This window comes from Kitasatospora sp. NPDC085895 (genome assembly GCF_040702125.1).
GTDB classification, from domain to species: Bacteria; Actinomycetota; Actinomycetes; order Streptomycetales; family Streptomycetaceae; genus Kitasatospora; species Kitasatospora arboriphila.
This window is the reverse complement of sequence record NZ_JBFBJY010000057.1, coordinates 15459-40211: the sequence shown is the minus strand read 5'-3', so window position 1 is coordinate 40211 and position 24753 is coordinate 15459. Positions and strand designations below refer to the sequence as shown.

At 72.4% G+C, this 24753-nt stretch carries 18 protein-coding genes, 1 tRNA gene and 1 pseudogene; 4 read left to right on the top strand and 16 right to left on the bottom strand.

Annotated elements, in window-relative coordinates:
- Nucleotides 1-101: 101 nt before the first annotated feature.
- The 9 genes from hpnD to AB0442_RS28815 all read right to left on the bottom strand — a co-directional run bounded on the left by hpnD (nucleotide 102) and on the right by AB0442_RS28815 (nucleotide 9137).
- Complete coding sequence (gene hpnD / locus AB0442_RS28855) at nucleotides 102-959, bottom strand: presqualene diphosphate synthase HpnD (RefSeq protein WP_366166475.1); 858 nt, start codon at nucleotides 957-959, stop codon at nucleotides 102-104.
- Nucleotides 960-1000: 41 nt separating this feature from the next.
- The gene (gene hpnC / locus AB0442_RS28850) at nucleotides 1001-1924 is read right to left on the bottom strand and encodes a squalene synthase HpnC (protein WP_366166473.1); all 924 of its coding nucleotides are present in this window, start codon (nucleotides 1922-1924) and stop codon (nucleotides 1001-1003) included.
- A 141-nt stretch (nucleotides 1925-2065) separates the two neighbouring features.
- On the bottom strand, nucleotides 2066-2881 hold the full coding sequence (locus tag AB0442_RS28845; protein ID WP_344621813.1) for an ABC transporter ATP-binding protein: 816 nt from the start codon (nucleotides 2879-2881) through the stop codon (nucleotides 2066-2068).
- Nucleotides 2874-3794, bottom strand: a complete 921-nt coding sequence (locus AB0442_RS28840; RefSeq protein WP_366166454.1) for an ABC transporter permease — start codon at nucleotides 3792-3794, stop codon at nucleotides 2874-2876. Before AB0442_RS28840 ends, AB0442_RS28845 begins: the two co-directional genes overlap by 8 nt.
- 59 nt (nucleotides 3795-3853) lie before the next feature.
- On the bottom strand, nucleotides 3854-4738 hold the full coding sequence (locus AB0442_RS28835; protein ID WP_366166452.1) for a glycosyltransferase: 885 nt from the start codon (nucleotides 4736-4738) through the stop codon (nucleotides 3854-3856).
- On the bottom strand, nucleotides 4735-5472 hold the full coding sequence (locus AB0442_RS28830) for a CDP-alcohol phosphatidyltransferase family protein (RefSeq protein ID WP_344621880.1): 738 nt from the start codon (nucleotides 5470-5472) through the stop codon (nucleotides 4735-4737). Before AB0442_RS28830 ends, AB0442_RS28835 begins: the two co-directional genes overlap by 4 nt.
- A gap of 79 nt (nucleotides 5473-5551) precedes the next feature.
- Entirely contained in the window at nucleotides 5552-6613 is a 1062-nt protein-coding gene (locus AB0442_RS28825; RefSeq protein ID WP_366166450.1) for an iron-containing alcohol dehydrogenase family protein, read from the bottom strand.
- Entirely contained in the window at nucleotides 6601-7356 is a 756-nt protein-coding gene (locus tag AB0442_RS28820; RefSeq protein ID WP_363549797.1) for a phosphocholine cytidylyltransferase family protein, read from the bottom strand. The genes AB0442_RS28825 and AB0442_RS28820 overlap by 13 nt, the downstream gene beginning before the upstream one ends.
- On the bottom strand, nucleotides 7353-9137 hold the full coding sequence (locus AB0442_RS28815; protein ID WP_366166471.1) for a DUF5941 domain-containing protein: 1785 nt from the start codon (nucleotides 9135-9137) through the stop codon (nucleotides 7353-7355). Before AB0442_RS28815 ends, AB0442_RS28820 begins: the two co-directional genes overlap by 4 nt.
- Nucleotides 9138-9873: 736 nt before the next feature.
- Here AB0442_RS28815 and idi point away from each other — a divergent pair.
- On the top strand, nucleotides 9874-10515 hold the full coding sequence (idi, locus tag AB0442_RS28810) for an isopentenyl-diphosphate Delta-isomerase (protein WP_366166448.1): 642 nt from the start codon (nucleotides 9874-9876) through the stop codon (nucleotides 10513-10515).
- 51 nt (nucleotides 10516-10566) lie between these two features.
- On the opposite strand, the gene AB0442_RS28805 is transcribed toward idi, so the two are convergent.
- Nucleotides 10567-11106 (bottom strand): ATP-binding protein, encoded by a 540-nt coding sequence (locus AB0442_RS28805; RefSeq protein WP_366166446.1) that lies wholly within the window; start codon nucleotides 11104-11106, stop codon nucleotides 10567-10569.
- An 870-nt stretch (nucleotides 11107-11976) separates the two neighbouring features.
- Between AB0442_RS28805 and AB0442_RS28800 the strand changes: the two genes are divergently transcribed.
- Nucleotides 11977-12064 (top strand) — tRNA-Leu (locus tag AB0442_RS28800).
- A gap of 88 nt (nucleotides 12065-12152) precedes the next feature.
- Here AB0442_RS28800 and AB0442_RS28795 read toward each other — a convergent pair.
- Complete coding sequence (locus AB0442_RS28795; RefSeq protein WP_366166444.1) at nucleotides 12153-12908, bottom strand: methyltransferase domain-containing protein; 756 nt, start codon at nucleotides 12906-12908, stop codon at nucleotides 12153-12155.
- Nucleotides 12909-13103: 195 nt separating this feature from the next.
- On the opposite strand from AB0442_RS28795, the gene AB0442_RS28790 reads away from it, so the two are divergent.
- Complete coding sequence (locus AB0442_RS28790; RefSeq protein WP_366166442.1) at nucleotides 13104-16040, top strand: AAA domain-containing protein; 2937 nt, start codon at nucleotides 13104-13106, stop codon at nucleotides 16038-16040.
- A 6-nt stretch (nucleotides 16041-16046) separates the two neighbouring features.
- On the opposite strand, the gene AB0442_RS28785 is transcribed toward AB0442_RS28790, so the two are convergent.
- Nucleotides 16047-19181: a DUF3427 domain-containing protein gene (locus tag AB0442_RS28785; protein WP_366166440.1), complete on the bottom strand. Its 3135-nt coding sequence runs from the start codon at nucleotides 19179-19181 to the stop codon at nucleotides 16047-16049.
- Nucleotides 19182-19641: 460 nt separating this feature from the next.
- Complete coding sequence (yidD, locus tag AB0442_RS28780) at nucleotides 19642-20178, bottom strand: membrane protein insertion efficiency factor YidD (RefSeq protein ID WP_366166438.1); 537 nt, start codon at nucleotides 20176-20178, stop codon at nucleotides 19642-19644.
- A 196-nt stretch (nucleotides 20179-20374) separates the two neighbouring features.
- On the opposite strand from yidD, the gene AB0442_RS28775 reads away from it, so the two are divergent.
- The gene (locus tag AB0442_RS28775) at nucleotides 20375-21361 is read left to right on the top strand and encodes an aldo/keto reductase (RefSeq protein ID WP_366166436.1); all 987 of its coding nucleotides are present in this window, start codon (nucleotides 20375-20377) and stop codon (nucleotides 21359-21361) included.
- A gap of 83 nt (nucleotides 21362-21444) precedes the next feature.
- On the opposite strand, the pseudogene AB0442_RS28770 reads toward AB0442_RS28775, so the two are convergent.
- The 3 genes and pseudogenes from AB0442_RS28770 to AB0442_RS28760 form a co-directional block, all read right to left on the bottom strand.
- Nucleotides 21445-21786 (bottom strand): annotated as a pseudogene (locus AB0442_RS28770) (DUF779 domain-containing protein); the annotation flags it as partial.
- Nucleotides 21786-23303 carry an aldehyde dehydrogenase gene (gene adh, locus AB0442_RS28765; RefSeq protein ID WP_366166434.1) on the bottom strand — a complete coding sequence of 506 codons (1518 nt, stop codon included), beginning with the start codon at nucleotides 23301-23303 and terminating at the stop codon, nucleotides 21786-21788. The gene adh and the pseudogene AB0442_RS28770, both read right to left, overlap by 1 nt.
- A 146-nt stretch (nucleotides 23304-23449) precedes the next feature.
- Entirely contained in the window at nucleotides 23450-24676 is a 1227-nt protein-coding gene (locus AB0442_RS28760; protein ID WP_366166432.1) for a GAF domain-containing protein, read from the bottom strand.
- Nucleotides 24677-24753: the final 77 nt, after the last annotated feature.

Sequence of the window (24753 nt, the reverse complement as noted above, 5' to 3'; positions counted from 1 at the left end):
GTGCCACCCCCTGCCCTGGTCTCGCCGTCGTTCCGTGGACAACATCACCGCATATGCCCGTGATTCCCTGTTGACACAGCGTGACATAACTGGCGGAAGAATCAAGAACGCCCTCCGGCGAGCCCGGACAGCGCCACGTACGCCTTCTCCCAGCCCGGCAGGGAGACCCGGCCGCGCAGGACGGACCCGGGTTCGGCCGCGATCCGGCCGAGCAGGCGGTGGTAGATGCCGGCCATCGCGGCGGTGCAGGCGCGGCTGCGGCGGTCCAGCATCGGCAGCAGCCGCAGGCCCTCCTCGAAGGCCTGCTGGGCCCGCTGCGCCTCGAAGGCGATCAGCCCGGTGAAGTCCGCGCCGACCGGCGGCTCGGGCAGGGCGAAGCCCTCCTGGCAGCCGAACCGGACGAGGTCCTCGGTGGGCAGGTAGGTGCGGCCGTTGGCGGCGTCCTCGCGCAGGTCGCGCAGGATGTTGGTGAGCTGCAGCGCGAGGCCGAGGGTGTCGGCGTAGTGCGCGCCGAGCTCCGGGTCCTCGCAGCCGTACACGCCGAGCGACAACCGACCGATGGCGCCGGCGACGCAGCGGCAGTAGACCTTGAGGTCCTCGTACGTCCGGTACTCGACGCCCTTGAGGTCCATCTCGACGCCGTCGATCAGCTCGTCGAAGCCGCCGAGCGGGATCGGGAAGCGCCGGGCGGCGTCCGCGAGGGCGACCTTGACCGGGTCGGTGTCGTCCTCGCCGACCGCGCCGGCCCGCACCTCGTCCAGCAGCTCGCGGGTGCGCAGCAGCTGCTCGGCCTTGCGGTCCTCGGGCAGGTCGCCGTCGCCGATGTCGTCCACCCGGCGGGCCAGGGCGTAGAGCGCGGACATGGCGAGGCGCTTGGGCTCCGGCAGCAGCCGGATGCCGTAGCTGAAGTTGCGGGCCTGCAGCGCGGTGACCGCCTCGCAGTACCGGTAGGCCGCCATGACCGGCGCCGACGCCAATGGGGATGCCGCCACTCGGGCGTTCACCTTCCCTTCGCGAAGAGTGCCGCCGCCCGCAGTGCCAGGCGGCGCTTGTCCGGCTTGGGCTGCTGGGCGAGCACGTCGTACCCGGCGGCCTCGACGGCCGCCAGGGCCGCGTACCCGCCCGCGGTGAATCCCGCGAGCAGCAGCCGTAGCCTCCCGTGAACCGTACCCACCAGCGGTGCGCCGCGGTCGAGCAGGGTCCGGGCCCGCTCGGCCTCGAAGGCGATCAGCTCGCGCACCCGCGGACCCGCGGTCGGCGCGGCGAGGTCGTCCTCGGTGACGCCGAACCGTTCGAGGGAGTCGGCGGGCAGGTAGATCCGGCCGCGGCCGAGGTCCTCGGCGACGTCCTGGATGTGCTCGACGACCTGCAGGCCGCTGCAGATCGCGTCGGAGAGGACGATCCGCTCGGGGGTGGCGACGCCGGCGAGGGCGAGCACCAGCCGGCCGACCGGGTCGGCGGAGAGGGTGCAGTAGCCGATCAGGTCGCGGTAGGTGGCGTAGCGGGTGGTGGTCTGGTCGACGCGGTTGGCCTCGATCAGGCGGCGGAAGGGCTCGGGGGTGACGGGGTGACGGTCGGCGAGCGGGACGAGCGCCTTCATCAGCGGGTGGCGGGGCGGCTCGCCGCCCTGGCCGAGGGCGGTCTCGAAGGCGCGGTCGAGGTCGCGCTCCAGGCCGTCCAGCAGGCCGAGCCGGAAGGCGGTGCGGTCGGCCACGACCGGGACGTCCAGCAGCGCGGCCACCCGCTCCGGCTCGGCGAGGTCGCCGTCGCCGGCGTCGTCGACCAGCCGGGCGAAGCCGTAGACCGCCATCAGGTCGGTGCGCCAGGCGGCGGGCAGGAAGGACGGCGCGACCGGGAAGTTCTCCAGGTCCGCCTTCTGCAACGTGGCGCCGTCTGTCTGATTGTCTGATTTGGCCGAAGCCACCACTGCCGTCACTCCCCCGTTCTACACCGCTCCGCCCGGCGGTCCCCTTCGGACACGCGTACCGGGCACCGCGTCCGATCACGCCGAGGCCGGTGCCGGGAGAGTCCCGGCACCGGCCTCGGCGAGATCGCCGCGGACCCCTCAGGGGCGCTCGCCGCGCTCGTACGCCTTCACCACGACGTCGGTCGGCCCGTCCATGACGAGCTCGCCCTTCTCGATCCAGATGGTGCGCTCGCAGGTGTCGCGGATCGCGTTGTTGTTGTGGCTCACCAGGAAGACCGTGCCGGCCTCCTTGCGCAGCTCGCGGATGCGGGCCTCGGAGCGCTTCTGGAACTTCTGGTCACCGGTGGCCAGCGCCTCGTCGATCAGCAGCACGTCGTGCGTCTTCGCCGCGGCGATGGAGAACCGCAGGCGGGCCGCCATGCCGGACGAGTAGGTGCGCATCGGCAGGGTGATGAAGTCGCCCTTCTCGTTGATGCCCGAGAAGTCGACGATGTCCTGGTAGCGGGACCGCACCTCGGCGGGGGACATGCCCATCGCCAGGCAGCCCAGCACCACGTTGCGGTCGCCGGTCAGGTCGTTCATCAGCGCGGCGTTCACACCGAGCAGCGAGGGCTGCCCGTTGGTGTAGATGCCGCCCGCCTCGGTCGGCAGCAGGCCCGCGATGGCGGCCAGCATGGTCGACTTGCCGGAGCCGTTGGAGCCGATCAGGCCGATCGCCTCGCCCTTGTACGCCACGAAGCTGACGCCGCGGACGGCGTGCACCTCGCGGATGGCGGGCGAGCGCTTGCGCGAGATGATCCGGCTCAGCGCCGAAGTGGCGCTGCCGCGGCCGGAGCCGGCGCCGTGCACCTTGTAGACGATGTGGACGTCGTCCACGACGACGGTGGGCACGCGGGCGTGCTGGGCGTCCACCGGAGCCGCCTCCTGAACGTTGGTCGTTGCGGTGTCAGCCACGGCCGTACTCCTCCTCCGCCTTCCAGAAGAACACGAAACCGAGCACGAAGGCGACCAGCGCCCAGGCGACCGCCACGGCCCAGACGTGCGGCGGCAGCGAGTGACGGTTGTCGATGCTCGGGTCGAACGCGAACCGGACCAGGTCCATGTAGACGGCGGCCGGGTTCACGTCGGCGGCCAGCTGGATCCAGTGCGGCCAGCTCTTGATGTTGTTCTCGATGCTGTAGAACACGCCCGAGAGGTACATCCAGGTGCGCAGGATGAACGGCATCAGCTGCGCCATGTCGGTGGTCTTGGCGCCGACCCGGGCCATCGCCAACGCGATGCCGGTGTTGAACAGGCACAGCAGGGCGATCGCGGGGATCACCAGCAGCCAGCTCAGACCGGGTGCGATCCCGCTGGCCAGCACGATGCCGATCAGCACCACCATCGAGATCAGCAGCTGCTGCAGCTGGATGATGGTGAAGGCGATCGGCAGGCACGCACGGGGGAAGTGCAGCGCCCGGATCAGGCCCAGGCTGTCGGAGATCGAGCGGGTTCCGCTCTGCACCGCGGTCTGGATGAACTGGAAGATGAAGACGCCGATGCACAGCCACGGAACGTAGTTGCCGATCGACTTGCTGCCCGAGAGGATCAGGCCGAAGACCAGGAAGTAGACCACGCAGTTCAGCAGCGGGGTCACGACCTGCCAGACCTGGCCGAGCTTCGCCGTGCTGTACTGCGCGACCAGCCGGGCGGTCGCGAAGGACATGATGAAGTGGCGCCGGGACCACAGCTGCTGCACGTACTTGGGCAGCGGTGGCCGCGCCCCGCTCACCGTCAGGCCGTACTTGGCCACGAGCTGCTGGGGGGTCAGGCCCGCGTCGGCGCCCCTCGGGGCCGAGAGGCTGAGCGGGTCACTCAATGTCGACACATTCGTCCTTGATCACGGAGTTTGATTCGACCGGCAGGGGGGCTTGCCGGTGGCAGCGATCAGATGATCGGCGGTCGGCCCAGGCGGGTCAGTCGCCATACAGTACGCCATCGCATCGGCCGTCGCGGACCGCAGGGTTCCGCCCAGCCGGCCCGGAATCCGCCCAGCCAGGCCTTGAGCGCGTCACCGGACGGGCGGCGGGCCAGGGTGAGCAGGAACCAGGTTCCCAAGTAGAGAGGCACCAGCGGGACCGGAAGGTTCCGCCGGGCCAGCCACACCCGGTTGCGGGCCACGTTGTGGAAGTACGAGGCGTGCCGGGCCGGCGAAGTGGCGGGATGGTGCAGCACCACGTCGGCCCGGTAGTCGATGGCCCAGCCGGCGTCCTGCGCGCGCCAGGCCAGGTCGGTCTCCTCGTGCGCGTAGAAGAACTCGCCGGGGAGCTGTCCGGCCTGGGGGAAGACCGCCGTGCGGACGGCGCTGGCGCCGCCCAGGAAGGTCGTCACCCGGGAGGAGCGCAGCGGGTCGCTGGCGCGCAGCCGGGGGACGTGCCGGCGCTGGGTGACGCCGGTGTCCGGGTCCGCGATCCGGAAGGAGACGATGCCGAGCCGCGGGTCCTCCGCGAAGGCCCGGCGCAGCAGCTCCGCGGAGTCGCGGTTGGGCAGCAGGCCGTCGTCGTCGAGGAAGAGCACCACGTCGACGTCCCGGCCGTCCGGGCCGAACAGCTCGATGCCGACGTTGCGGCCGCCGGGGATCCCGAGGTTCTCCGGCGACTCGGCGGTGCGGACGTCCGCGGGCAGCGGCGGCAGCGGGGCGCCGTTGGCGACCACGGCCAGCTCGACCGGCGGGCCGTCCTGGGCCCGGACGGACTCGATCAGGGCGTTCAGCTCCGCCGGGCGGTTGCCCTGGGTGATGATGACGGCTCCGAGCCGCAGGGCGTCGCTCATCGCAGCCTGCTCGACAGGACGATGCTCAGCAGGTGCAGCACGGTCTGCAGCATGGCGATCGCGGCGAGCACCACCACGGCCAGGCGGGTGAAGAAGATGCCGCCGTGCACCTGGTCCGCGATGCCCGCGGCGAGGATGAACAGCGAGGCCTCGACCGCGCCGATCAGGCGGTGGAACTTCAGCAGCGAGGCGGCCCGGCGGGCCTTGGCGACGCCGGAGGAACGCGGCACCGAGGCGCTGTCCTCGACGGCGGTCATGCCGCTGCGGGCGCGGGCCACGTCGACCAGGTCGGTCTCCGACTTGATCAGGATCGCGCCGAGCGCGGCGAGGGTGCCGAGGAAGGCCCACTGCCAGGCGGTGGCGGTGCCGTCCTGGTGGAACAGGTCGGCGGCCCGCAGGCCGAGGCCGGTGAGCAGCGCGGCCTCGGACATGTAGTGGCCGACCCGGTCCAGGTAGACACCGGTCAGCGAGGTCTGCCGGCGCCAGCGGGCGACCTCGCCGTCCACGCAGTCGAGCAGCAGGTAGACCTGGATCAGCAGGGCGCCCAGGACGGCGCCGGTGATGCCCGGGATCACCAGGGCGGCGCCGGCCAGGATGCCGGTGAACATCATCAGGTAGGTCAGCCCGTTGGGCGTGATCACCGTGACGGTGCTGAGGACGCGGGTGATCCGCAGCGAGATCTTCCGCATGTAGAGCCGGCCGGCCCAGTGCTCGGCGCTGCGGCGCTGCAGCATCCCCTCGGGGTGGATGACGGCCCGCAGCTCCTCGACGGAGGGGCGGCGGGTCAGGTCGACCGGGGCGGCCGAGGGGGAGTCAGCGGTGGACTGCTTTGACATAGTCGGCGTACGCGTCCCTGATGTCCGATGGGGAGAGGTCGAGGTGTTCCAGGATGGTGAAGCGGCCCGGGCGGGTGTTCGGGGCGTAGTGCACCGCCTCGGTGAACTCCGCCTCGGTGAAGCCGATCCGGTCCGCGGTCACCGGCAGTCCGTGGCTCGCCAGGCGCTCCACGATCAGACCGGTCAGCTCGTGCTCGCCCCGCAGGTGGCTGGCGAAGGCGGCGCCGAGGCCGACCTGCTCGCCGTGCTGGGCGGACCGCTTGGGGTACAGCACGTCCAGGGCGTGCGAGATCTCGTGGCAGGCGCCCGACGAGGGCCGGGTGCTGCCCGCGATGTTCATCGCGATGCCGGACAGTACCAGGGCTTCCGCGAGGGCCAGCAGGAGGTCCTCGTCCTCCAGGCCGCCGGGGTGGCGCAGCAGGTTCTCGCCGGCCGAGCGGGCCATCGCGACGGCCAGGCCGTCGACCGGCTCGCCGGTGACCCGGTTCGACAGCTCCCAGTCGGCGCAGGCCGAGATGTTGGAGATGACGTCGCCGATGCCGGCCGCGACGAAGCGCTGCGGCGCCCTGCGGATGACGTCGAGGTCGACGACGATCCCGATCGGGCTGGGCACGCCGTAGGAGCCGCGCCCGGCGTCGTTGTCGAGGGTCGAGACCGGTGAGCAGATGCCGTCGTGCGCGAGGTTGGTGGCCACCGCGACGAGCGGCAGGCCGACCCGGGCCGCGGCGTACTTGGCCGCGTCGATGATCTTGCCGCCGCCGAGGCCGACCAGCGCGTCGAAGTGGCCGCCGCGCATCTCGTCGGCGAGCCGGACGGCCGCGTCGAGGGTGCCGTCGGCGACCTCGAACCAGGCGGCGCCCGGGAGCAGCGGTTCGAGCCGCTCCCGGAGCACCGCGCCGGAGCCGTTGCTGATCGCCACCGCTATCCGCCCGGAGGCGGACAGCCGCTGGTCCGCGAGGATCCCGCCGAGCGCGTCGAGGGCGCCCGCGCGGATCTCCACGAAGACCGGCGAGGGCAGCAGCCGGGTCAGTACTGGCACGCGATCTCCCGCGCGCGGGCCAGGTCGTCGTGGTTGTCGACCTCGACCCAGGAGACCTCGCCGATCGGCTGCACGTCGATCCGCAGGCCGCGGTTCACCATCTCCTGGTAGCCGTCCTCGTAGTAGAGCTGCGGGTCGCGCTCGAAGGTGGCCTGCAGGGCGTCTGCGAGGGCGTCCTTGGCGGACGGGTTGATGATCGTGACGCCGATGTACTCGCCGGTCGCCTCGGCCGGGTCCATCAGCTTGGTGATGCGGCGCATGCCGAGGGCGGGGTCGACGACGACCTTCATCTCCTCGTCGGCGAGCTTCTTCACGGTGTCCAGGGCGAGCAGGATGCCGGGGGCGCCGCCCTCCTTGGCCATCCGGTCGTTGCCGTCGAGCATGGTGCGCTGGACGGACGCCGGGTGCACGGTGTCGCCGTTGGCGAGCAGCAGGCCCTCGCCGAACAGCTCGCGGGCGCACCACAGGGAGTAGGCGTTGTTCCACTCCTCGGCCTTGTCGTTCTCGACCAGGGTGAGCTTGACGCCGTACTTCTGCTCCAGCGCGTCCTTGCGGTCGTACACGGCCTCCTTGCGGTAGCCGACCACGACGGCGGCCTCGCGCAGCCCCACCTCGGCGAAGTTGCCGAGGGTGAGGTCCAGGACGGTCCGGTCCCCGTCGACCGGCACCAGCGCCTTGGGCAGGGTGTCGGTGTACGGGCGGAGCCGGCGGCCTGCGCCGGCGGCCAGGACGAGGCCGATCATGCGGTGTCTCCTGATTCGTCGTGTTCTGCCGTGGCGTCGCCGAACACCCAGAAGTGGATGGACTCGGCGACGACGACCAGGGCCAGGACGGCGGCCAGGGCCACCAGACCGCCCTGCAGGGCGGCAGCTCCGGGCCCCTCGTGCCCGACCGCCCCGGTGGGGGCGCCGCCGTACACGAGAGCGGCGAAGAGGGTGACGAGCAGGGCCCGCCCCTCCTGGCCGCCGGTCGCGCGAACCAGCCAGCGGGCCGGCGCGCCGGTGCCGCCGCGGAGGCGGTACACCGTGTCGTAGTGATGGTAGGCGACGGCCGCGACCAGCCCGAACGCGGCCGGGAGGGCGGCGGTGTCCAGGCGCAGCGCGAGCGCGAGGACGGTCAGGTACTCGCCGGCGCGGAAGAACGCGGGGGCCAGCCAGTCCAGGGCGCCGTTGAGCTTCCTGGCCAGGACGAGCGAGCTGAGCAGCACGTAGCCGGCGGCGGCGCCGACCGAGGCCCAGGTGCCGCCGAGCAGGTGGACGGCGACGGGCAGGCCGGCCGAGGCGAGCGCGGCGACCACCGGGACGGCGAGGCCCGGCAGCCGGCGGGCGACGGGGCGCAGCAGCGGGGCGAGCAGCTCGGCGAGCGGTCCGCCGTCGGCGAGGACGGCGACCTCGCGGGCGGCCTGGTCGGCGCGCGGACGGCGCCGGTTGATCGAGCGCAGCACCCGGCCCGCGGTGGTGTAGCAGCAGGCCAGGGCGCAGCCGATCAGCAGCACGGTGAGCGTGGTGCGGGGGGTGGTGACGGCGGTGAGCAGGGCTATCAGGGCCCAGCGCTCGCCGATCGGCAGCACGACGATGCGGCGGGCCCAGACCGTCCAGCCGACCCGGTCGAGCCGGTTGGAGAGCTGGGCGGTGGGGCTGGAGTTCGCCGCCTGCGCCTTGCTGCCGGCGGTGGCGGGGTTGCGGGCGGTCTCCTGGTCGGCGGCCATGAAGGCGAAGTCGACGCTGTGCCGGAAGGTCATCAGCACCATCGCGGCCAGGGCGAGCGCCCACACGTGGTCGCCGGTGCGGGTGGCCGCGATCGCGAGGCCCGCGTAGAAGGAGTACTCCTTGGCCCGGTCGAAGGTGGCGTCCAGCCAGGCGCCGACCGTCGAGTACTGCAGGGAGTAGCGGGCGAGCTGCCCGTCGGTGCAGTCCAGCACGAAGGAGAGGATCAGCAGCAGGCCGGCGGCGACGAACCCGGGCCGGGTCGCGGTGGCGGCGCTGGCGGCCGCGGCGAGCGCGGTGACCAGCGAGGCCGTGGTGACCTGGTTCGGGGTGAGGCCGCGGCGGGCGCACCAGCGGGCGATGTAGCGCGAGTACGGGCTGACGCAGTAGGTGGTGAAGAAGCCGTCGCGGGCCTTCACCGCGCGGCGCAGCCGCACCGCCTCCTCGTCGACCTCGGCGACGGCGGCGCGGGCGGCGGCCAGCTCGTCGGCGGTGGCGGGGACGGTCGCGACCAGGGTGCCGAGTTCCGGGCGCTGGACGGGGATGCCGCCGCGCTGGACGGCGCCGGCCAGGGCGTCCGGGAGGTTCGGCTCGTGGCCGGTGAGGCCGTGGGCGGCGGTGACCAGGGCCTCGCGGGCGGCGCTGCCGTTGACCGCGACGGCGCCGGGGACGGCGCCGGCCGGGAAGCGGGGGTCGGTGAGGGCCAGGCGCAGGGCGTGCCGGTGGCCGACGAAGCCGGCGTCTATGACGGCGATCCGCTCGGCCGGGTCGGCGGCCGCGAGCAGGTCGGCGAGTTCAACGGCGTCCCGGGCGTGCAGGATCCGGCCGAAGCCGATCGCCGCGAGGTCGGCGGCGAGCGGACCGGGGGCGGTGACGGCGGTGCGGCCGGCGGCCGGGTCGGCCTGGGCGGCGCGGTCGGGGCTGCGGTCGGCCTGGGCCGGGATGGGCACCGTGGTCACGGTGGCGGTGGCGACCGTCCCGTACCCACCGGTGCTGCTGAACGGGAGCGGGTCGCCGGCTCCCGGGACGGCCGACGGCTCGGAGCCGGTCACGATCACAGTGGACAGCGGGACTCACTCCCTGACGGTGCGAACGTTCGACGGTACGGACGGGGTTCCGGCCGCAACGGCGAGCGGTGGGACGGGGTGTGGTGGCGGCGCTGCCCTGCGGGCCCGGCGCACCGGTTGAGGCTACCGGACGGCCCGTTTGCCCCCGAAACGGGGCATCCCCGGCCCCACGGGGCGCCGCGCGCGGGCACCCGGTAGTGCGGGCGGGCGGCGTGGCACCACGGTCGGCGGCCGGTTCGACCGCCCGGTCGTGCGGGTCATCATTCCGGACGGTGAGCCCGGCATTCAAGCCGTGGAGGGGCGGAACATCGGGCGTACGCACGACCTTCGAACGGACACAAGGTGAAGGCGGCGCAACGAATTCGGTCAGGGTGCGAACACGTCGTCCGGTCATTCGCCCCTTCCCGGGCCCCACGTGCGTCGCGGCCGTCGGACCCCGGAGCATGCGGCAGACTTGGGGCCCGACGCCACTTGCGAAGGGGACCCCATGTCCGACATCTCGTCGACCAGCCGGACGCACCTCCTCCCGGAGATCGACACGGATCTCGACAGAGGCCCCGGTGCGGGCGCCGGCGGTGCCGCGCAGCCCGCCACCGAGATCCTGCTGGAACTGGTCGACGACGACGGCTTCACCATCGGCACCGCGGAGAAGCTCTCCGCCCACCAGCAGCCGGGCCGGCTGCACCGCGCGTTCTCGGTCTTCCTCTTCGACCAGCAGGGACGGCTGCTGCTCCAGCGCCGCGCCCTCGGCAAGTACCACTCCCCCGGCGTGTGGTCCAACACCTGCTGCGGCCACCCCTACCCGGGCGAGCAGCCCTTCGTCGCGGCCGCCCGCCGCACGGCGGAGGAGCTCGGCACCGCCCCCGCCCTGCTCTGCGAGGCCGGCACCGTCCGCTACGACCTGCCGGACGAGGCCTCCGGCCTGATCGAGCGCGAGTGGAACCACCTCTTCGTCGGCCTGGTCACCGCCGACCTCGCGCCGGACCCGGACGAGATCGCCGAGACCCGCTTCGTCACCGAGGAGGAGCTGAAGGAGCTGGAGGCGGAGAAGCCGTTCTCCGCCTGGTTCCGGACGGTCTTCGAGGCCGCGCGGCCGGGCATCCGGGAGATCACCGGACGCGGCTGGTAGTCCTCCCGCAGCGGGCTCGGACGGTCTCCACCGCTCCGGGCCTGCCGCACGTCACCAGAGGTGGCCGTCCGGATCCCCCGCGCGCGGGGCCGGCAGCGGCAGCGAGGCCCAGATGACCTTGCCACCGCCCTCGGTCCGCTCCACGTCGCAGGTGCCGCCCGCCTGCAGGGTCACGCTCTTCACCAGGAGCAGGCCGCGGCCGCCGAGGTTGCCCAGGTCGCTCTCCAGCGCCTTCGGCCGGTACGGGTGGAGGTCCTCCACCGCGATGCGCACCCAGCCCTCGCCGATGGCGAGCTCGGTGCTGAGGCGGGGCGAGACGACGGCGGCGTGCGTCACCGCGTTGCTCACCAGCTCGGAGACGATCAGCAGCAGGTCGTCGATCAGCTCCTGGTAGCGCTCGCCGGCCATGCCCTGGGCGAGGAGGCGGTCACGGACCGCGTGGCGGGTCTGCGGGACGGCGGCCTCCTGCGCATCGGCGACGAACCGCCAGACGCCCGGTTCCGGGCCGACGCCCGGCCGTCTGGCCGCGGCCCCGTCCGGGGAGCCGGGGTCCGTCGAAGTGCTCGAGGCCGCCCCGCTGATCTGTTCCACGTCAAGCCACCCTTCGCATCGTGACGGGAGGCTCTGCCGCGAGCCGTACGCACGGCGGCGCGGGCCGGCGGCCTCTCGGGAATCGGGCGTTCCGCTCAAGGCTCCCTTGGTCCACAGAGGCTAGGAGAGCACCCGTCGGCCACTGGCCCAGGGACTGGAAACTGGCGGCGGGTGAACTGTTCAGACCACATGCGAACGCGATCGGACCACTTCGGCCCGGTCACGATTCGTTGTACCAGCGGATCGGTCACGCCGTGGGAGGTTTTCCCAGATCAGCACGGGCGGACACCGGGCTCTCCACGCCCGCCGGGGCATCCGCCGGGGCGCCCGGCGGCCGCCGCGTACGCTCCGGCACGACCCCGCCCCGCGACCGGACCGCCCGCACCCGCCGGCGGCGCCGGTTCACCGCCGCACGGCTCCCCCGCTGCCGCCGACCGGCCACCGGGCACCGGCCGGCGGCCCGCACCGATGCCGACCGGGCCGGACCTCCGAACACGGGGCGGTGCACAGCTGCGGCCCGGCGCGGGGTGCGGGCCGCCCGGCCGGCCGACCGGCGCCGCCGGCCCGATCACGGGGCCGAGGACGCCGGGCAGCCGCACATGCCGACGGGTGGGCCCGACGGCCGCCGCCCGCCCGCGGGCCGGAGGTGCCGGCGCCCGGGAGGAGGAGCGCGGCGACCCGAGTGAGCCCCTCCGGATCGACGACCGCCGATGCCCCTTTGAAGGCGATCCATACCCCTATGCCCGATTCGCTCTGTGCCCTCCGCCCCCGAGCGACAGAAACGCAGGTGAGAAGCACTCCTGCGGCCTGGTAATGTTCTCTCTGTCGCCAGGGGGCGAAGGAAACGGAAACCCCGAGGCAACACACCCCGTCCGGGTGGCGGAATGGCAGACGCGCTAGCTTGAGGTGCTAGTGCCCTTTATCGGGCGTGGGGGTTCAAGTCCCCCCTCGGACACCAGCAGAGGCGGATCACGATCTTCGGATCGCGATCCGCCTTTTCGCATGGTGAGGCGCTCCGTGGTGAAGCCGAGTGGTCCGGGCTTGGGTCAGGCCCGAGCCGTCACCACCACGGCCGTCTCCGCGAGGAAGAAACGCTCCTGCTCCGCAGCGAGCTGCAGCGCCTGGTACCAGGCCTCGGTCTCCGGTCGTGACACCCGTCCCCGGCCCTTGTCGGCAGCACTGTTCAGCGCTTGGCGGATGGACTCCACGCGGCGGGCCGCATGGCCTGTCAGCTCGGTGGAACTCACCACCCAGGGGACGGCTCGTTCGAGGATCAGCGGCGAGGCGCTCACCAGCCCGGGAAGCTTCCGCCCGATCCTTCCGTCCGCGTGGTCCATCCAGGGCTGCCGATCGTCCGTGAAGGCGTGGCAGACCCGCCTGTCGAGGTCGCGGCCCGCCCCCGCGATCACCAGGGAGTCGAAGTCCACGTGGGCCAGCACCGCCCGGCCGCCCGGCCTCAGCACACGAGCGATCTCCCCGAGCAGTGCCACGGGATCAGCGAGACACTCCATGACGTTGTAGGTGACCGCGGCATCGACACAGCGATCGGGGAGTGGGAGTCGCCCGGCCAAGTCCGCTACCGCGAGTGCGACACCACCCTGATGACCGGACAGCAGCCCCTTCCCGGCCATGAGGCTCGCGGCCGACCGATCGAGGCCGATGAGCCGCGCCTGCGGGTGTCGACGAGCGAACGCCGCCAGCGTCGGGCCCTTGCCGCACCCCAGATCGATGACGCGCCCGCCGGACCGCAGGGCCGCCGCGTCCACCAGGAAGTCATGGATCGCCTCATCGATGTCTGACACTGACGTCCTTTCAGTTCGACTGCCCCACCGGCCTGGTACGAACGATAGGATCACGGCGGGGATGCACCGTGGCAGTGTCTTGGGGGGAAGCCGATGGTGGGGCAACAGCGTCCGGTGCCGGTTGACGACCTACTCACCGCAGTACGTGCGGAAATCACCGCCTGCCGGCGGGACGCCGCTGACGGCGCGGAGAAGGTGGTCCTCAGCAACGGCCGCCGGATGGGTGCAGGTTCGGACCGGTACGACTACGTCTTCGCCTGCCGGTCCTGGCCCGAGTCGCTGGACGGCAAGGCGCTGGTCATCCGGCCAGACCAGTCCCGGGAGCCGTGGGCCGCGGCGGAGGTTTCCCGGCTACCCGACGGCACGGTGCGGGTCGTGACACCGACCGACCTCGGCAGCTCCCCGTCATCGGTGGTCGTCCGGGAGGACGACGCCTCCACCTGGTCGGCGCTCGCCGATCGGCTGGAGGCGGTGGGCAGTACGGACAGCCCGGTTGACCTCGGCATGGCCGGGTTCCTCCTCGGACTGGGCGCACCTGCACTGACCCGGGTGGCCGACCCCCATCGGTGGGTCGCCGGCTGGCACGACCTGCCCCTCAACCCGAAGCAGCGCACGGCCGTCGAGCAGGCGCTCGGCAGCCAGGTGCTCTTCCTCTGGGGACCACCCGGGACGGGAAAGACGGACGTCGTCTCCCACATCGCGGAAGGGTGCTTCCGGCAAGGTCTCAACCTGCTGTTCCTCGCTCCCACCAACGTCGCCGTCGACCAGGCCTTGGAACGCATGTGTGAACTGCTCGTACGCGAGCCCGGCTTCGAGGACGGCCTTGTCCAGCGAGCCGGTGAGATCTCGGTCGCCAGTCTGGAGCAGCGCTACGGCGCCCAGGTCGACCCGGTCCGCATTGCCGGCCGGCTCGGTAGCCGTTTGGACGAGCAGATCGCCCAGACACAGACGCAGTTGGCGGCCGCCCGGGCCGCACTCGCTCTGCACGATGAGGCACGGAGCCTCGCCGAGGACCTCACCGATGCCCGGAACCGACACACCACGGCATCGGCCACCGCCCAACAGGCGGGGATGTCAGCGCTGACTCTGGAAGCCGCCTCCGCCGCGCTGCGTGTGAGGATCGCCGAACTCGGGGCGCCGACCGGGCTCCTCGCCAACCGGAAGCTGGCCAAGCTCAACGACCTGAACGACCAGCTGTACACCACCGGTCAGGCTCTCGCGGGCGCCCGCCAGCAGGAGGTCGCAGCCCAATCCGACCGGGCCTCAGCCGGCGCCTCGATCAGTGACCTCAGCGGCCGGCTCGCCGCATTGAGCCCGAGGCTCGCCGGGGTCGCGCCGTACCCGCAACTGACCGAACAGGCGGACGGCCTGCAGCGCGTTCTCGACGAGTTGGACCGACAGCGTCGCGGTCTGGACGACACCGTCCGGAGCCGCTGCCGGATCAAGGGAGCGACCGTCACCAAGGCCGTGCAGTCCCGCAAACTGCTCGACCGGGTGGACGTGGTCATCATCGATGAGGCAGCCATGGTCAACCTGCCCTCCGCCTGGTACGCGGCCGGGCTGGCGGGCAAACGACTCATCGTTGCCGGGGACTTCCGCCAACTCCCCGCCATCACCAAGGGGGCCCAGGACCGCATGGCCACCGCCCCGCAGCGGCAGCACTCGCAGCACTGGGCCGAGCGGGACGCCTTCCACGCTGCCGGGTTGGTCACGGGCAGCGGGTCCGCCCGCCGGGACGACCGGCGGCTGGTCGGCTTGGACACCCAGTACCGGATGCATTCGGAGATCTGCGCCGTGGTGAACACCGTGGCCTATCCGGACGCACCGCTGCGCACCGGCCGTCCCGACCGCTCCCGGCTGCCCGCCTCGCCCTTGCTGGAGGCGCCGGTCATGCTCGTGGACACCTCGGCGCGGCGCATTCCCGGACGGGATCACAAGTCGAACGCCGTCCATGAAGCCGTGATTCACCAGCTGGTGCGCGGTCTGCAGTACGACGGCGTGCTGCCCGGGCGGAACTGGTCGGAGGCGGCGGAGGGCCAGCGGCCCACCGACCGGATGGCCGTCATCGCCCCGTACCGCGACCAGGTCAAGGCGATCAATGCCAGCCTCTCCTACCGCTTCGGTACCGAGTACGAGGGTCTGGTCGACACCGTGCACCGCTTCCAGGGCAGCCAGCGCCCGCTGGTCGTGATCGACACGGTGGCCGGTGCCGGCAAGAGCCCCGGCCAGTTCTACGCCGGAACCGGACTGTCCTCGCAGACGTGCCGACTGCTCAACGTCGCGCTCAGCCGCGCACAGGACCACCTCATCGTCATCGCCGACGTCGAGCACCTCCGTGCTCACCTCGCCCCGCACAGCGAGGCCGTACGGATGCTCGACCACCTCGAACAGCGGGCTCTGCGCCTACCCGTCGACCAGTTGGTGCCCATCCGCAGCGCTGCCGACCTCGGCACCCTGTCGGAGGACGAACTCAGCCGTCCCGCGTTCTTCCCCGCCGACGAGGTGAAGCGCGCGGTGGCGTGGGACATGCGGCAGGCCACCAAGACCATCGAGGTCTACTGCGCCTTCCTCGACCCGGGGCCGGTGCGGTACTGGGTCGGTCCCTTCGCAGAGCTGACCGCACGCGGCGTCCAGGTCACCGTGATCATGAGGGACCACACCGCTGACCCGCGGAAGGCACCGCTGGTGGAGGAACTCCGCCGGGCCGGCTGCCAGGTCGAGCAGCGTGATCGCATGCACGAGAAGGTGCTCATCGTCGACGAGACGATTCTTTGGCACGGCTCCCTCAACCTGCTCTGCACCAGCGGGCCGACCGACCTGATGATGCGGATCACCGACAGCCTCGCCTGTCAGCGCGTCCGCCGCATCATGGAACGCGCCCGGCCCGAGCGTCGCAACTCCGCCCGTCCGCAGCCGGAGCCCGGCACCAACGCTCAGCCACCGGTCGCCGCTGCTGACTCCCCCGCTCCCGGCACCGAGCTCAACGGCCGGCTGTACCTCGCCGTCCCGTTCGCCGAGAAGGACGACGCCAAACGCGACGTCCGGGCCCGCTGGGACGGGGCGGCCCGTCTCTGGTGGACCAGCCCGGACCAGCGGGCCCGGGCCGCCCGCTGGCTCCCGCCGCAGCCGTAGGTGGCCTCAGCCCGCGGTCACCGCCGTGAAGTGGTGGACGTCCGAGGGCAGGGGGTGGTGCAGGCGCCAGGTGATGGCCATGGGTCGGTCGCCCTCGTGGGAGACGTACTCGGCGGGCCCGAGCAGCATGTACGGCGCGGTGCGGCCCTCGACGGTCTTGGAGCGGCGGACGAAGAGGAGCACGTGGGAACCGGCCTTCCGGTGCCCGATGTAGCGCTGGCCGGTGGGGGTGGCCGCCGAGGTGCTGTTCTGCGATTCCCAGTGGAAGTGGTCGGCGTTGAGTGCGAAGTCTCGGTAGCGGACGCTGGCCGAGAAGTTCTTCTCGTCCTTGTTGATGGTGACCAGCAGGGCGTCCGTCCGGGACGTCTCGCACCACACCACGCCGGACTGGAACGTCGCCGGCTTGAAGCCGTCGATCGAGGCCCGGCCGAGCGCGGCCAGCAACTCCGGGGTGTTGTAGTGGGCGTGCACGGCGAGCGGCCGGTTCGTCAGCGGTCCGAGGTCGGGGCCGAGCCTCGCGGGGGCGTGGGTGGCGTGCTCCAGGCCGTGGGCGAGGACCTGACGCAGCTCCGCACGGAGGCGGTGCTGTTGGTGGAGCGAACGCAGGCCCTCGGCGGCGGTCGGGAAGCCGCCGCCCGGCCAGAGCGAGAAGAAGAGCATCGCCGCGTATGTCCGGAGCGGCTCGGCCAGGTGGTCGAAGTCGGGTGCGTCGTCCGCCAGCAGCGCGGAGTAGGCCGCGACCCGCGCGGGGTCGTCGACGTGCAGCAGGGCGGGCACCCGGCGCAGCAGCATCTCCTCGCCGTCGGGTGCGGGCTCGGTGATGAGGCCGGCGCGCCTGAGCAGGCTGGTCCAGGAGTTCTTGCCGCGGTAGAGGTCGTCAATGTCGCGGCGGCTCTCGGCCAGGTACCCGGTGATCGTCGGGACGCCGTAGGCGCCGATCTCGGCAGCCAGTTGCCTGGCGTCGGCCTTGAGCTGGGTCTTGATGTTCTCGAGGACGATGTCCTTGGCGACCCGGTCGAGCACGATCTGGCATCCGGACGGCAGCTGCGGGAAGTCCTCGGTGACGGCCTCTTGGACGCCCCGGCGGGTGTGGCCGGTGAGTGCGCGGAACCGCTCGTCGAAGCGGAACTCCTTGCGCTGGTACCCGATGAAGTCCAGCACGGTGAGCACGGCCTTCTGGGGCGAGCGGCGCAGGCCACGGCCGAGCTGCTGGAGGAAGATCGTGGCGCTGGAGGTCGGACGGAGCAGCAGGACGGTGTCCACGTCGGGGACGTCGAGCCCCTCGTTGAACAGGTCGACGCTGAAGAGGGCCTGGATGCGGCCGGTGCGGAGCCCGTCGAGGGCCTCGCGGCGCTGCTCGGTGGGGGTGTTCGCCGAGAGGGCGAGGGCGTGCAGGCCGGCCTGCCGGAAGGCCTCGGCCATGTGCTCGGCGTGGCGGACGGACACGCAGAAGCCGAGTGCCCGCATCCGGCCCGGGTCGGCGACCTTGTCACGGACGGCCTGGACGACCTGCCGGGCCTGGCTGTGTCCGGCAGTCAGCAACTCGGTCAACTCAGCGACGTCGTAGGCGCCTTGCCGCCAGCTGACGGCCCGCAGGTCGGCGTTGTCGTGCACGCCGAAGTAGTGGAAGGGGCAGAGCAGGTCGTCCTCAAGGGCCTGCCAAAGACGGAGTTCGGCAGCGATCCGGCCCTCGAAGAACTCGTCCTGGACGCGCTTGCCGTCGGCACGCTCGGGGGTGGCGGTGAGGCCGAGCAGTTCCCGGGGCTGGAAGTGGTCGATGATCCGGCGGTAGGTGGGGGCCTCGGCGTGGTGGAACTCGTCGATGACGATGACGTCGAAGGCGTCCGGCGCGAACTCGGCGAGCCTGCCGGCGTGCAGGGACTGGACGCTGGCGAAGAGGTGTCGCTGGTGCTGCGGTCGGGCGCCGCCGACCAGGAGCTCACCGAAGGTGGCGTCCGTCAGGACCTCGCGGTAGGCCCGCTGTGACTGCTGGAGTATCTCCTGGCGGTGCGCGATGAAGAGCAGCGACAGCTCGCCACCTTGTTCGGCGCGTAGCCTCCGGTAGTCGAGCGCGGCCGTGATGGTCTTGCCGGTGCCGGTGGCGGCGACCAGCAGGTTGCGGTGGTGTCCGCGAGCCTTGCGTTCGGCGTCCAGGCTCTCCAGCATCGCCTGCTGGTGCGGGTGGGGCCGGACTTCGAGCCCCGAGAGCTGCGTGGTGGAGCCATCGCGGGACCATCCGCCGGCGGCCCGGAGCGCCTCGTCGAGCTCCTCGGCGTCGGTGTCCGGGTGGTACGGCCGGAACTCGGGGTTCGACCAGTAGGAGTCGAAGGTCGCCTCGAACTTGCGCAGCACGGCCGGTGTGGCGACGCCGGACAGCCGGACGTTCCACTCCAGGCCGTCGAGCAGGGCCGCCCGGGACAGGTTGGAGCTGCCGACGTACGCGGTGTCGAAGCCGCTCGCCCGGCGGAACAGCCAGGCCTTGGCGTGCAGCCTGGTGGAGCGCAGCTCGTGGTTGACCTTGACCTCTGCGTCGAACTCGCGGACCAGGCGGTCCAGGGCGGCGCGCTCGGTGGCTCCCAGGTAGGTGGTGGTGAGGACCCGCAGGCGGACGCCCCGGCGCTTCAGTTCGCGCAGCGGCTCCTCCATCACCCGCAGTCCGTGCCACTTCACGAAGGCGCAGAGCAGGTCCACCCGGTCGGCCGAGGCGAGTTCGGCGCGGAGTTCATGGCCGAGGCTCTGCTCCTCCGGTGCGTTGGTGAGCAGTGCCGTCTCGGAGAGCGGGGTCACCGGCCGCATGCGGTAGACGCCGTCGGCCTCCTTGTCGGCGAGCGCGACAAGCTCGCGCGGGCCCGGCAGTACCTGGTCGACGGCGCCGGCACCGGACTCGGCCAGGGCGGCCAGGAGGCGGTTCGCCGTCGTGACCTGATCCGCCGGGCTCAGGTCCAGCAGCGCCCGCTCGACTGCCGAGCCGATGTGGCGGGCCAGCACGAACGGCGACGAACCCTCGGGGACCGGGCGGTCGATCACCTGCCATCCGGCCTCGCCGAGCGAGGTCAGCCGGGCCGCCAGCGTGTCGGTCACCACCTGCTCGTACAGGCCGGACACCGCAGGCAGGCCGGGCTCCGCGCCGCTGTCGGACATGCCGCTCCAAGGGGTGGTCGGGATGGTGCGCTCAGTTGTACCGCACACCCACGACAGCCCCGGGGCCGGGCATCCACGTCAACGGCCGCCGCCGCCCCCGCCGAGGTGGGCCTCGGCGAGGCGGCGGGGGACGACCATGCGCCAGGCATCCAGGACGAGTTCGCGCATCTCGTCGGTGTCGACGGCCGCCGTCCTGACCTGGACCGGTTGAAGCGTTCGTCGGTCGGGTCGGGCGGCAGGAAGGTGTCCGGGGCGGAGGCGATCAGGGCGGCCCGTTCCTCCTTGGGGAAGGCGAAGCCGAGGACGGACTCGTCGCGGTTGAAGGCGAGGTAGACGATCCGCCCGACCCGGAACTTGACCCGGTCGCGGACCAGCGCCTCTTCCGTCCGGGGCAGGGAGAGCGCCAGACGGCGCACGTCGTCGACGGTGACCATCCGACCGGCCTGCCGGTCCGCGGGGCTCAGCGCCCGGGAACGGGGTCGTGGCCGCCGTGCGTGCCCGGGCGGCAGCGCAGGAGGCGGCCCGCGGTGAGGCGGCTGCCGCGCACCGCCCCGTGCCGGTGCAGGGCCTGGACGGCATAGGTGGAGCAGGACGGGGTGTAGGGGCAGCACGCCTCCCGGGTGGGGCTGATCCGGCTGCGGTAGAAGCGGACGGCGTCGTAGAGGCCGGCGGCGAACGGCCCTGCGGGGACGGGGGCGGCCGGGTCGGCGGCACTTTGGCCGTGGCCGCGGCCGACGGCGGCTTTGAACACCGAGGCGAACATGATCGGGATCAGGGCGATCATGCAGGGGTCGGCGATCTCACCGAGGCAGTCGCAGGCGTCGCAGCAGTCGTTGTCGCCCTTCGTCCGCTTGTTGCGGCGCTTCCACTCCTCGCGGGCGCGGCGCTGCTCCCGGCGGCGGCGCCGCTCGTGCTCGGGCAGCCACCACCAGGCCCGGCCGGGGCGCGGCGGCGGGCCGCTCTGCTGCTGCACGTGGTGCGGGTGGTGCTGGGACACGGCTGCGGGCCTGCCTTCCGTCCGGGTGCGGGTCGGGCGGCCGCGGTGGCGGCCGGCCCGATGGGTCGGACGACGGTAGCGCACCTGCGGGTTCCCTCCACCGTCCGCCTGCCGGCCTTGACTTCGCGTGCACTCCAACCACCAGACTCCGAACCGTTCGTTCCCGCAAGGGGCAGGCGAGAACCGAGGAGCAGCGATGGAGTACCGCACGATCGGCACCGACCCGTCGACCCGCCGCGAGGTGAGCGTGCTGAGCCTGGGCGCGATGCTGTTCGGCACGGCAGTGGACGAGCGGACGTCCTTCGCGCTGCTGGACCGGTTCGTCGAAGCGGGCGGCACCTTCGTCGACACCTCGAACAACTACGCGTTCTGGGTGGAGGGTTCGCAGGGCGGCGAGAGCGAGGCGCTGCTCGGCCGGTGGCGGCGCAGCCGCGGGATCGGTGACGAGGTGGTGATCGCCACCAAGCTCGGGGCCCGGCCGCTCGCGCCGTCGCGGGGATTCACCCTGGACGTCGAGGGCCTGTCGGCGAAGACGGTCGGGGAGTCGGCGGAGCGCAGCATGGAACGACTCGGCACGGACCGGATCGACCTGCTGTACGCGCACATCGAGGACCCGCGGACCGAACTCGCCGAGACGGTCGAGGCGTTCGGGTCGCTGGCGGCGCAGGGCGCGGTCGGCCTGCTCGGGGTGAGCAACCACTGGGTGTGGCGGGTGGAGCGCGGCCGCGCGCTGGCGGCCGCGGCCGGGCTGCCGGGGTGGGAGGTGCTGCAGTACCACCACAGTTATCTGCGGCACCGCACCGATCTGCCGACGTTGCGGTCCGCGGACGGTTCGGTCGGGGTGGCGGGCGGCGAGGTGCTGAGCTACCTGCGGTCGGAGCCGGGGCTGGCCATGGTGGCGTACTCGCCGCTGCTGGGCGGGAGTTACGTGCGGTCGGACAAGCCGCTGGGCGAGGGTTTCGACCACGCGGGGACGGCGAAGCGGCTGGCGGTGCTGCGGGAGGTCGCGGCGGAGACCGGTGCGACGGCGAACCAGGTGGTGCTGGCCTGGCTGATCGGCGGCGAGGTGCCGGTGATCCCGCTGGTGGGGGCGTCCTCGGTGGCGCAGCTGGACGAGAGCCTGGCGGCCGTGGAGTTGGAGCTGACGGCGGACCAGCGGGCACGGCTGGATGCCGCGCACTGATCCGCCGTCGGACGAACGCCTAGGGCTGGTGGTCGGCACCGGTCGGGGGCGGGCCCCTGGATGGCGAGGAGTTCGGCCTCGGTCTCGGTGAAGAGGCGGGAGCGGAGCAGGAAGCGGACGCCTTCGGGTGCCTCCAGGGAGAATCCGCTGCCGCGGCCGGGGACGACGTCCACGGTGAGGTGGGTGTGCCGCCAGTACGCGTACTGGTCGGCGCTGATCCAGAACGGGGTGTCCTCGGCGACGCGGCCGAGCAGCAGGTCCGAGGCGCCGACCCGGAACTCGCCGCGGGGGTAGCACATCGGCGCGCTGCCGTCGCAGCAGCCGCCGGACTGGTGGAACATCACCGGCCCGTGCACGACCACCAGTGTCCGCAGCAACTCCTTGGCTGCGCCGGTGAGTTCGATCCTGGCGGGAGCCGGTTTCATCAGAAGAAGCCGAGCTTCTGGCCGGAGTAGCTGACCAGCAGGTTCTTGGTCTGCTGGTAGTGGTCGAGCATCATCCGGTGGGTCTCGCGGCCGATGCCGGACTTCTTGTAGCCGCCGAAGGCCGCGTGCGCCGGGTAGGCGTGGTAGCAGTTGGTCCACACCCGGCCCGCCTTGATGGCCCGGCCGAGGCGGTAGGCGGTGTTGCCGTCGCGGGTCCAGACGCCGGCGCCGAGGCCGTAGAGCGTGTCGTTGGCGATGTGCAGGGCCTCCTCGACGGTGTCGTAGGTGGCGACGGAGACCACCGGGCCGAAGATCTCCTCCTGGAAGATCCGCATGTCGTTGCTGCCGCGGAAGATCGTCGGCTCGATGTAGTAACCGCCCTCCAGGCCGGGGACGGTGCGGGCGCCGCCGCCGGTGAGCACCTCGGCGCCCTCCTGCCGGCCGATGTCCAGGTAGGAAAGGATCTTCTCGTACTGGTCGTTGCCGGCCTGGGCGCCGATCATGGTCGCGGGGTCGAGCGGGTCGCCGGCGGTGATCGCCTCGGTGCGGGCGATGCAGCGGGCGATGAACTCATCGTAGATGGAGGCGTGGACGAGCGCGCGGGACGGGCAGGTGCACACCTCGCCCTGGTTGAGGGCGAACATCACGAAGCCCTCGACGGCCTTGTCCAGGTACTCGTCGTCGGCGGCCATGACGTCCGGCAGGAAGATGTTCGGGCTCTTGCCGCCGAGTTCGAGGGTGACCGGGATGATGTTCTCGCTGGCGTACTGCATGATCAGGCGGCCGGTGGTGGTCTCGCCGGTGAAGGCGACCTTGGCGACCCGGGGGCTGGAGGCGAGCGGCTTGCCGGCCTCCACCCCGAAGCCGTTGACCACGTTGAGGACGCCGGGCGGCAGCAGGTCGGCGATCAGCTCGACGACCAGCAGGATGGAGACCGGGGTCTGCTCGGCCGGCTTGAGGACGACGCAGTTGCCGGCCGCGAGCGCCGGGGCGAGCTTCCAGGTGGCCATCAGGATCGGGAAGTTCCACGGGATGATCTGGCCGACCACGCCGAGCGGCTCGTGGAAGTGGTACGCCACGGTGTCGGCGTCGATCTCGGCGATGCCGCCCTCCTGGGCGCGCACCACGCCCGCGAAGTAGCGGAAGTGGTCGACGGCGAGCGGGAGGTCGGCGGCGAGCGTCTCCCGGACGGGCTTGCCGTTCTCCCAGCTCTCGGCGACGGCGAGCTTCTCGAGGTTCTGCTCGATCCGGTCGGCGATCCGGTTGAGGACGTTGGCGCGTTCGGTGACGGAGGTGCGGCCCCAGGCCTCGGCGGCGTTGTGCGCGGCGTCCAGGGCGAGTTCGACGTCGGCCGCCGAGGAGCGGGCGACCTGGCAGAACGTCTGCCCGGTGATCGGCGAGGGGTTGTCGAAGTAGCGGCCCTCCACCGGGGCGACCCACTTGCCGCCGATGAAGTTGTCGTAGCGGGGGGCGAAGCTGACGATGCTGCCTTCGGTTCCGGGCCGGGCGTAGACCATGGGCGGCTCTCCTCGTCGGAAGACGCGTACGGGTGGCGTCCGACGGCCGTCGTCCCAGGACCGGCCGCCGTGGACGGTGGCCACTCTCACCCCTTCGGGTTGGTGAAAGGTTGGCACCGCCCGGCGGACCCCGGTCGGAACGGTCGTCAGTCGCGCAGGGCGGCGTGCAGCCGGCTGAGCGCCACCGCACGCCGCCCGTCGCCCGGGGCGAGCAGCCGCAGCGCGTGTTCGTGCACTTCGGCGTCGTACCGGGCGAGTTCGCCGTACCGCAGGGCTGGCGCGGGGTCGGCCGCGGCGAGGACGGCGGCGCGGACGGCGACCTCCAGGTAGGTGCGGTGCTCGACGACGGCGGGGGCGTCGGAGTGCGGCAGCAGCGGCCCGGTGTACAGCCGTACGGCGGTGGCGGTGTCGCCCGCGGCGAGGGCGCGGCGCACTTCGGCCGCGTCGCACTGGACGGGCGCGGTGAGCCGGTAGCGGCGGGCGGAGACGGCGCCGCCGAGGTCGCGGCGCAGGTGGGAGATCTCGGCCTTGACGGTGGTGGCGGTGACCGGCCGGTCGCCGTAGACGGCGGTGCGCAGCCGTTCGGCGGTGAATCCGTCGGCCTCCAGGGCGAGCAGGGTGAGGATCTCCAGGCGGCGCGGCGGCAGGTGCAGCGGGACGCCGTCGCGGGTGGCCTGTTCGCGGCCGAGGCAGGCGAGGCGCAGTCCCTCGGGGCGGGCGGTGGTGCCGGGGGCCGCGGGCAGGGCTGCGCCGACGGCGGCGGCGAGGGTGCGGACGGTGGACAGCGCGAGCGGGTGCGAGCGGTCCCAGGTGGTGGAGAGGTCGAGGGTGCCGGCGATGCTGCCGTCCGGGCGGCGGATCGGCGCGCAGTAGCAGACCCAGCCGTGCAGGACGGAGACCAGGTGCTCGGCGGAGAAGACGGTGGCGGCGCGGCCGGTGCTCAGGGCGAGCGACAGGGCGTTGGTGCCCATCGCCTGCTCGTCCCAGCGGGCGCCGGGCGCGAAGTTGACCCGTTCCGCCTTGCGCTGCATGACCGGGCCGCCGCAGGTCCACAGGATGGTGCCGGCCTCGTCGGTGACGGCGGCGATGAAGCCCGCGTCGTCGGCGATGGCCCGGAGTTCGTCGGCGACGGCGTCGACCGGGGCGCGGAGCGGGGAGTGCGCCCAGTCGGGGCCGTGCGCGCCGGGGTCGGAGGGCGGGGCGGCGGTGCGGGCGGGGTCGACGGTGGTCAGCGAGCGGAGCCAGGAGTCCGCGACCTCGGGGCGCACCCCGGTGCCGTCCGCGGCGTGCTGCGGCCTGGCCGCCCGGTGGGGCACCCAGCGGGACCACTCGTCCTCCAGCGCGGCCCTGCGCCGGCGAAGATCTCCACGCACAGCATCGACCCTTCGACCTCGTCGTCGACGGCGGGCACGGCCGGCCCCGCCCGCGGGGGCGGCCGTCCCGATCGGGC

Bases quoted from the DNA above. Each gene is read 5' to 3' on its own strand.
- hpnD (WP_366166475.1), bottom strand. From the start codon at position 959: ATGGCGGCCTACCGGTACTGCGAGGCGGTCACCGCGCTGCAGGCCCGC.
- AB0442_RS28835 (WP_366166452.1), bottom strand. From the start codon at position 4,738: ATGAGCGACGCCCTGCGGCTCGGAGCCGTCATCATCACCCAGGGCAAC.
- AB0442_RS28830 (WP_344621880.1), bottom strand. From the start codon at position 5,472: ATGCTGCAGCGCCGCAGCGCCGAGCACTGGGCCGGCCGGCTCTACATG.
- AB0442_RS28820 (WP_363549797.1), bottom strand. From the start codon at position 7,356: ATGATCGGCCTCGTCCTGGCCGCCGGCGCAGGCCGCCGGCTCCGCCCG.
- idi (WP_366166448.1), top strand. From the start codon at position 9,874: ATGTCCGACATCTCGTCGACCAGCCGGACGCACCTCCTCCCGGAGATC.
- AB0442_RS28785 (WP_366166440.1), bottom strand. From the start codon at position 19,181: ATGTCCGACAGCGGCGCGGAGCCCGGCCTGCCTGCGGTGTCCGGCCTG.
- AB0442_RS28775 (WP_366166436.1), top strand. From the start codon at position 20,375: ATGGAGTACCGCACGATCGGCACCGACCCGTCGACCCGCCGCGAGGTG.
- adh (WP_366166434.1), bottom strand. From the start codon at position 23,303: ATGGTCTACGCCCGGCCCGGAACCGAAGGCAGCATCGTCAGCTTCGCC.